This is a genomic window from Hymenobacter coccineus, from assembly GCF_001816125.1.
Taxonomy (GTDB): Bacteria; Bacteroidota; Bacteroidia; order Cytophagales; family Hymenobacteraceae; genus Hymenobacter; species Hymenobacter coccineus.
Genome location: NZ_MDZA01000144.1, coordinates 41,320 through 49,025, shown reverse-complemented (window position 1 = coordinate 49,025; position 7,706 = coordinate 41,320). Strand labels below are relative to the sequence as shown.

4 protein-coding genes and 1 pseudogene are annotated in these 7,706 nt (G+C 66.5%); 4 read left to right on the top strand and 1 reads right to left on the bottom strand.

All coding sequences use genetic code 11. The annotated features are described in order from the left end of the window. The 4 genes and pseudogenes from BEN49_RS27820 to BEN49_RS10310 all read left to right on the top strand — a co-directional run. A pseudogene (locus tag BEN49_RS27820) lies at window positions 1–497 on the top strand (FAD-dependent oxidoreductase); the annotation flags it as partial. 268 nt (window positions 498–765) lie between these two features. Beyond that, window positions 766–1,863, top strand: a complete 1,098-nt coding sequence (locus BEN49_RS10320; RefSeq protein ID WP_070742991.1) for a hypothetical protein — start codon at window positions 766–768, stop codon at window positions 1,861–1,863. 119 nt (window positions 1,864–1,982) lie between these two features. Beyond that, window positions 1,983–3,086, top strand: coding sequence for a tetratricopeptide repeat protein (locus BEN49_RS10315; protein WP_070742989.1), 1,104 nt, complete (start codon window positions 1,983–1,985; stop codon window positions 3,084–3,086). 136 nt (window positions 3,087–3,222) lie between these two features. Further along, window positions 3,223–5,289, top strand: a complete 2,067-nt coding sequence (locus tag BEN49_RS10310) for an OmpA family protein (RefSeq protein WP_070742987.1) — start codon at window positions 3,223–3,225, stop codon at window positions 5,287–5,289. Window positions 5,290–5,525: 236 nt separating this feature from the next. Here BEN49_RS10310 and BEN49_RS10305 read toward each other — a convergent pair whose 3' ends face one another. Then, a complete protein-coding gene (locus BEN49_RS10305) occupies window positions 5,526–7,553 on the bottom strand; it encodes an RICIN domain-containing protein (RefSeq protein ID WP_083325977.1) in 2,028 nt (675 codons plus the stop codon). Window positions 7,554–7,706 lie beyond the last annotated feature (153 nt).

The following is a 7,706-nucleotide window of genomic DNA, read 5'->3' as shown; positions in this document are numbered from 1 at the left end:
CCGTGGCTCATCGCCAACCTCACCGGTCGGCCGGCCTGCCACAGGGCCCCGGCCGGCCTCTGAGCTGGGACAACGTGCGCTACGGTAGCGCCTCGCTGGGCTACATCAACGCCAACCAGCAGGACCTGACCCAGGACACCGGGGGCCCCAAAGTCGTCACCCTCTACTGGCCCCTCACCGACGAAGCCCCCGACCTGGCCCGCCGTCACGCCTACCAAACATCTTACGCGCAGTGGCTGCCGCGCGTGGTGGCCGAGCTCGAAACCTACCACCCCGGCGTGACGCCCTACCTCCAGCGGGCCGACCTCTGGGTGTGGGGCCACGGCATGGTAGCCCCCACGCCCGGCCTGCTGTGGGGCCCTGGCCGGGCCGCCGCCCAGCGCCCGGTGCGAAACCGTATCTTCTTCGCCCACACTGACTTCAGCGGCATCTCTATTTTCGAGGAAGCCTTTTACCAAGGCATCCGGGCCGCGCGGGAGCTATTAGGTACAGCCTGAATATAGCGTGGACTCTACGAGTCCGCGCTTTGAACAGAAGCTGCCCATTCTGTAGCGCGGACTTTAGCTACGCTGACCTTCGGTTGTAGTCCACGGCTCTCGTTTCGTCCCGACGGCAATCGTTGAGTAACCATTTAACGCGCGGACTCGCACAGTCCACGCTACAAACCGGGCAGCGACCGGGCAGTGCCGCGGACTACAACCGAAGGTCAGCGTAGCTAAAGTCCGCGCTACATTCAGGCGGCCATTTCTGCGCATATTTCCCTCCGTGAACGCCCCCGCTTCTTCCCAGCCCTGGATTCGCTCGGCCCGCTATGATGGGCTACTAATTTTGGCGCCGCCCTTCGTGGCCCTGCTGGTGGTGCTGGTGCTGCCCGCGCGCTTCCGCGCCACCGGCGAGCTGCCGCTGCTGGCTTGGGTGGGCCTTGTGCTGCTCATCGACGTGGCGCACGTGTACGGCACGCTTTTCCAAACCTACTTCGACCCGGTGCGGCGGCGCGAGCGGCGCACGCTGCTGTGGGTGGCGCCGCTGGCCTGCTACGCGGCGGGCGTGGCGCTGCACAGCGCGGGTGGGCTGTGGTTTTGGCGGGCGCTGGCGTACCTGGCGGTGTTCCACTTCATTCGGCAGCAATACGGCTTTTTGCGGCTGTACGCCCGGCGCGAGGGCCCCGCACCGGGCGCGTGGCTGGCCACGGCCACCATCTACGCCGCCACGCTCTACCCGCTGGTGTACTGGCACTTGTCGCCGCCGCGCAACTTCAACTGGTTTGTGGACGGCGACTTTGTGCAGCGCGACTGGCCCGCAGCTCGGCACTGGGCCACGGCCCTTTACGGGGCCCTATTGGTGGCCTACGCGGGGCGCGAGCTGTGGCTGTGGCGCCGCACCCGCGCCTTCAACGTGCCGCGCAATTTGCTGCTGGCCGGCACCGCGGTTTCATGGTACGCGGGCATCGTGTGGTGCAACGGCGACCTGGCTTTCACGCTGCTCAACGTGGTGTCGCACGGGGTGCCGTACCTGGCGCTGGTGTGGCAGGGCCGGCCAACATCGGCCACGGTGGCCGCGCCGCCGCGCCGGGGCCCCTGGGCGGGCAAGTACGGCTGGCTGGCATTTCTGGGGCTGATTGCGGTGTTTGCCTACCTCGAAGAAGGTCTGTGGGACGGCCTGGTGTGGCGCGAGCACGGGCCGGTGTTTGGCTGGTTTCAGGCGCTGCCCGACGTGTCGCGCGCGGCGTGGCTTGCCTGGCTGGTGCCGCTGCTGGCTCTGCCCCAAAGCACTCACTACGTGCTCGACGGCTTCATTTGGCGGCGCGCTGCTACCAGCCGCCTGGGGCCCCAGCGGAGCCAAGCGCAAGTTGGAATCCATTAAATGCCAATAAAAATCTTGTAAAAAGTCAATAATTATTTAAAATGTACAATTCGTAAAACAGCCTTACCTTCGCAGCATCCGCCACGGATTTTTTAGCCTTTATCCTATTCGCTACCGCTATGCCGCGAACCATTCCTCTCCTCGCCTGGGGCCTTTGCGCGGGCGCACTCCTGTGCGCTGCCCCGGCCCGGGCCCAAGTTGACAGCGTGCGGGCCAGCACGTTGCCTGGCCGGCAGTTGGCCGAAAAAGCCTACAACGCCGGCTTGGCCAACTACTCGGCCCAGAACTATTCGGCGGCGCTGGCCAGCTTCAACCAAGCCCTGGCCGCCAAGCCCGACTTTGCGCCCGCCTTCGCCAACCGCGCTGCTACCCGCCTGGCCCTCAAGAACTACCCCGCCGCCGTAGCCGACTACGACCAGGCGCTAAAGCTGGAGCCGGGGGCCTACGCCCACTACTTCGGCCGGGCGCAGGCCCACGAGGCGGCCGGCGAGGGCCCCGCGGCGGAAGCCGACTACGGCGCGGCGCTGCAGGCCAACGCCGCCTACGCCCCGGCCTGGTACAACCGCGGCGTGCTGCGCTTCGAGAAGGGCGAGTACCAGGCCGCCCGCGACGATTTTGACGGGGCCGTGAAGGCCGACCCCAACTACGCCTACGCCTACCACGACCGCGCCAGCGCCAACCTGGAGCTGGCCAACTGGCCCGCCGCCGTGCAGGACTACACCAAGGCCCTGGCTCTGCAGCCCACCCTGCTGCCGGCCCTGCTGAACCGCGCCGCCGCTGAGCGCCGCACCGGCCAGCTGCCCGAGGCCCTGCGCGACTACGACGCCTACCTCACCCAAAAAGCCGACAACCCGCTGGCCTTCACCAACCGCGGCAACGCCCGGTTTGAGAACAAGGACTACGCCGGGGCCCTGGCTGACTTCGACCGCGCCATCACGCTTGACGCCAAGTACGCCTACGCCTGGAACAACCGCGCCGCCGTCGAGCTGAAGCTGGAGCACTATGCCAAGGCCAACGCCGACGCCACCGAGGCCCTGCGCCTCAACCCCAAGTACGCCGAGGCCTACCTCAACCGTGGCCACGCCCGCGAAATGCTGCGCCAGGCCGACGAGGCCTGCCAAGACTGGCACCAGGCCGCCGCCCTGGGCCTGGCCGTGGGCAACGACTACGCCGCGGCCGCTGGCTGCGCCGGCGACGCCGCCGAAGTACCGGCCGGCAAGTAGCCCTTAGTTGCAGCCACTACGCCTGCTCAAGTACCTGGCCCGAATCAATTATACATTAATTCGGATGTAGTAGTCTAGTTATCAATTGAAAAGCTAATGGCTATCAGCTAAAAGCTAACAGCTCAATACTTATTATATGATACGTGCTTTTACCCGGTCCGTACTGCTCCTAGGCAGCCTGGCCGCCGCTACGGCCCACGCCCAAAGCGTGGAGTTTACTAAGGAGAAATTTGGGGGTGACAAGGATGCGCTGAAGGACGCGCTGCGCGAACTGCGGGCCGGCGACGACGCCTACGCCGCCGACCCGGCCAACTACGGCGCGGCCCTGCCCCACTTCCTGCAAGCCCAGCAGCTCAACCCCGACAACGCGGCGCTCAACAGCAAAATCGGCGACTGCTACCTGCATTCGGGCACCAAGGCCTTGGCCCTGCCTTACTTGCAGCGCGCCCAGGCCCTGGCCCCGGCCGACGATTCGCGCACGCACTACTTACTGGGCCGCGCCCTGCACCTGAACGCCAAGTGGGCCGAGGCCATCAAGGAATACCAGCGCGCCACCCCGATGGGCGGCGGCAAGCGCGCCGCCGACGGGGCCCTCACCCTAACGGCCGACGACCTGGCCCGCCGCCTGCGCGAGTGCCGCAACGGCCAGGAGCTGCAAAAGCACCCCGTGCGCGTGTTCGTCGACAACGCCGGGCCGGAAGTGAACTCGACTTTTTCCGACTATGGCCCCGTGGTATCGGCCGACGAGGCCACGCTGCTCTTCACCTCGCGCCGCCCCGGGGGCCCCAACGCCAAGAAGGACCCCGATGGCGACAGCTACTACGAGGACATTTACCAGACTGCCTGGCAGGGCAAGCGCTGGCGCCCGGCCGCCAGCCTGGGGGCCCCGGTGGACACCGAAGGCCACGACGCCACCGTGGCCCTGGCCCCCGACGGCCAGCGCCTGCTGGTGTACGACGACGAAAACGGCGGCGACCTCAACGAGTCCAACCTCAAGGGCGCGGCCTGGGGCAAGCCCCTGCACCTGGGCAACCGCGTGAACACGCGCTACCACGAGTCGTCGGCCTCGTACTCGCCCGACGGGCGCTATTTGTACTTCGTGAGCGACAAGCCCGAGGGCGGCCGCGGCGGGCGCGACATCTACAAGATTGAGTTGGAAGGCAAGGGACCCGCCGAAAACCTGGGCGCGGCCATCAACACGCCCTATGGCGAGGAAGGCGTGTTCATGATGCCCGACGGCCGGACGATGTACTTCTCCTCAGAAGGCCACAACTCGATGGGTGGCTACGATATCTTCAAGTCGACGCTGACCAACGGCCAGTGGAGCGCCCCCGAAAACCTGGGCTGGCCCATCAACACGCCCGACGACGACGTATTTTTCGTGACCTCGGCCTCGGGCCGGCATGGGTACTACTCGTCGGACCGGCCGGGCGGGCAGGGCGGCAAGGACATCTACCGCGTCACGTTTTTGGGCCCCGAGAAAGCGCCCGTGCTCAGCGAGGAAAGCCAGCTGCTGGCCTCGCGCCTCGCGCCGGTGGCCCAAACCCTGCTCTCGCCACCGGTGGCCGTGGCCACGGCTCGCGTCACCATCCTCAAGGGCACCGTGACGGACGACGCCACCCACCAGCCCCTGGAGGCCACCATTGACTTGGTGGACAACAAGTTAAACCAGGTAATTGCCACCTTCCACAGCAACGCCACCTCGGGCAAGTACCTCGTAAGCCTGCCCTCGGGCACCAACTACGGCATCGTGGTGCGGCAGGAGGGCTACCTGTTCCACTCCGAAAACTTCGACCTGCCCGCCGAGGCCGCCTACGCCGAGGTCATCAAGGACGTGCCGCTGAAAAAGCTGGAGGTGGGCGTGGTGATTGTGCTCAACAACATCTTCTTCGACACCGGCAAAGCCATCCTGCGCCCCGAAAGCACCGCCGAGCTGGAGCGCCTGCAAAAGCTGCTCACCGATCAGCCTACCCTTCGCCTCGAAATGGCCGGCCACACCGACAACGTGGGCAAGCCCGCTGCCAACCAGGACCTGAGCCAGCGCCGCGCCCAAGCCGTGGTAACCTACCTCACCCAGCACGGCGTGGCCGCCGCCCGCCTGGCCGCTGCCGGCTACGGCGACACCCGCCCCGTGGCCCCCAACGCCACCAAGGCCGGCCGCCAGCTCAACCGCCGCACCGAGTTCAAGGTGACGGGCAAGTAGGTTTTGTTGGCTGTTAGTTAGTGGCTGCTGGCTGTTAGCTTACAGTTCAAAAGGCGTCGAAAAAGCGCTGGAAGGAAACTATTGCTAAAGCTTCACTTCTTTAGCGCGTCATGCTGAACGCCGCGGAGTCGAAGCATCTCTATAGTTCACTAAATCTAGCTGCTTAGTAAGCAATAGAGATGCTTTGACTCCGCGGCGCTCAGCATGACGGGCCAACAGCCAACAGCTAAAAAAACCTACTTCACGATCACCAGCTCGACGCGGCGGTTGAGGCGGCGGGTTTCCTCGCGGTCGTTGCCGAAGCGGGGGCGCGAGCCGCCGTAGCCTACGGTGCTGATGCGCTGCTCATCGATGCCGCGCTTCACCAGGTAGCGCTTCACTTCGGCCACCCGGTCTTCGGAGAGCTGCTGGTTTTTGTCGGCGGGGCCCACGTTGTCGGTGTGGCCTTCGAGGCGCACCTCCGTGCCGGATTCGGCCTGCAAGGCAATGGCCAAGCGGTTCAGCTCGGTGTAGGACGTGCCCAGCAGGGTGGCCTTGCCCTGGGCGAAGATGATGGTGGGCAGGTCCACCTTTTCGCCCACCGCGGCGGGGCGCAGCAGCAGATCGCGGCCCGAGTTGCCGGCAAAGGCCACGGTATCAACGCTGGACAGCAAGCCGTTGGCCCCCGCCACCCGGTAGCGCCCGGCCAGCAGCGAGAGCACGAAGCTGCCCGCGGCGTCGGTGCGGGCGGTGGCTTCGAACTGCACGCCCTCCGCGTTGGGCAGCAGCACGGCCCGCACGGTGGCCCCGGGCACGGGCTGGCGGTTGCGGGCGTCGAGCACCCGGCCGCTCACGAAGGCCCGGTTGGTTTCCGATACCGGGGCGGGGCCAGCGGCCACCACGGCGGTATCGGGGGCAGCACGGCCGGCGCGGAACAGGTCGGCCGAAGCATTGGCGGTGGCCGACGAGGCGAAGTAGGCCGTTTCGCCGTCGGCGGCCAGGCTGAAGTAGGCGTCGAAGCCAGGGCCGTTCAGGGCGGGGCCCAGGTTCTGGGGCTCGCTCCAGCGCGTCCACGAATCGTCGAGGCGCTGGCTCACGAACACGTCGGCTCCGCCGTAGCCCATGTGGCCATACGAGCTGAAATACAACGTTTTACCGTCGGGCGTAAGCCACGGGGCAAAGTCAAAGCCCGGCGAGTTCAGCACGGGGCCCAGGCTCTGGGGGGCCGAGTAGCCGCCCGCGCCCACGGGACGGCTGATGTAGAGGTCGTTGCCACCCTCCGCGTCGCCGCGTTCGAGCGAGAGCAGCAGGATTTTCTCGTCGGCCGTCATAAAAAAGCCCGTGGCGGGCACGGCCGTGTAGTAGCTGGCCACGTCCACGTCCTCCGAGTGCAGGTTTTTGAGCGTGCCGCCGGGGGGGCCCGCGGCGGTGCGGCTCACCCGGCTCACGCCCTCGTCGCGGAAGCCCTCGCGGTTGTAGGTGCCGCGCACAAGCAGCGTTTGGCCCTGGGCCCCTACCACGGCCAATACGCCGTTGTTCTGGGGCGTGTTCAGCGCGTCGAGGCGTTGCGGGGGGCCCCAGGTTTTGCCCTTGTTGGGGCTTTGGGAAGCCCAGGCGTCGCCGGTATCGGTGTTGCCCTCGGTGTTGCCGGCAAATTTTGTGCGGCCGAAGTACAGCGTCTGCCCGTCGGGGGCCAACACCGGGCCGAGCTCATTGCCCGCCGAGTTCAGCGCCGTGAGGGGCTCGCGGGGCCCGAAGCCGGGGCCCGGGGCCACGTTCAGGCGCAGCCGGAACAGGTGCCACTGCTGGCTGGCCCGGCCGTTGGCCTTCTGGGCCTGCATGGGCGTGCCGTTGAACTTGTCGGCAGCGGCCAGGCCGGCCACGCGGCCTTCGAGCCGGTTTTCGAACAGGAAGTTGCCCAGGGGCCCCGCCGGCACCAGCCGCCACTGCTGCCCCAGCCCGCCCTGAAACGGCTGCTGCACCAGCGGCACGGCCTCGCCGGGCTTGGGCACCGTGAGGCACAAGGTGCTGTGCTTGGCCTCGATGCGAAAATACTCGCTGCCCGCGCTCACCGGCACGAAGCGCCACTGCTGGCTATTAGAGTGGGTGAATTCCCACTGCACGGCCGCGTCGCCGGCATTAGTGCCAGCGCCCACCACGTCGAGGCAGCGCCCGCTGCCCCGGTCAATCAGGCCGTAGTAGGCCCGCTCATCCGGCTGGAAGGGGCCCTGGGCCAGGGCCCCCAATGAACAAAACAACAGCACTAAAGGCAGCAAACGGCGCATGGCAGGAGCGCACGGCGGGCCGCACGCGCTAGGTTAAAGTAAGCGCAAAAGACGCTATGAACGACTGAAACGCCCGCTTGGCTGCATTTAGCGCCGCTGAAGCTGTTTTATTTGAAGAAAGGCTGAACCGTAGCCCAGCGCACGGTTGGCATT

What these genes read in the sequence shown, in the direction of transcription:
- BEN49_RS10315 (WP_070742989.1), top strand. Translation starts at nt 1,983, where the DNA reads ATGCCGCGAACCATTCCTCTCCTCGCCTGGGGCCTTTGCGCGGGCGCA.
- BEN49_RS10310 (WP_070742987.1), top strand. Translation starts at nt 3,223, where the DNA reads ATGATACGTGCTTTTACCCGGTCCGTACTGCTCCTAGGCAGCCTGGCC.
- BEN49_RS10305 (WP_083325977.1), bottom strand. Translation starts at nt 7,553, where the DNA reads ATGCGCCGTTTGCTGCCTTTAGTGCTGTTGTTTTGTTCATTGGGGGCC.